The organism is Pseudoalteromonas sp. S3776, assembly GCF_005886915.1.
Lineage (GTDB): Bacteria > Pseudomonadota > Gammaproteobacteria > Enterobacterales > Alteromonadaceae > Pseudoalteromonas.
In genome coordinates this window covers 1-304 of sequence record NZ_PNCU01000202.1, presented here as the reverse complement: position 1 = coordinate 304, position 304 = coordinate 1, and the positions used below count along the sequence as shown (strand labels likewise).

Below are 304 nucleotides of genomic sequence, written 5' to 3'. Positions count from 1 at the left end.
ATTAGTTTTTCATATGGAATGAGTGATTTATATATTAGTAGCAATGCTTGTATTTATAAAAATGGAGATGAAGTTATAAAAGCTGGATTTATAAAGGGAGGAATAGGTAGTTTCTCTTTATTTTTTTTAAATGTAATACCTTTTTTTATTACTGAATTCAAGAACAAGACTTGGGTCGCATCAGATAACTGTAAATATTTTTATCTACTCGATATTGATTATGACCCCAGCCAATGTTGTTGGAATATAATAAATAGAGTTGAGAATTGCAATTACGCCTATGTATTAAAGATTGATAATAACC

The 304-nt window shown here is 27.6% G+C and carries 1 protein-coding gene; it reads left to right on the top strand.

All coding sequences use genetic code 11. The features are described 5' to 3' along the window. The coding region (locus CWC16_RS20125; RefSeq protein WP_212747466.1) for a hypothetical protein at positions 1 to 304 on the top strand (304 nt) is incomplete at both ends.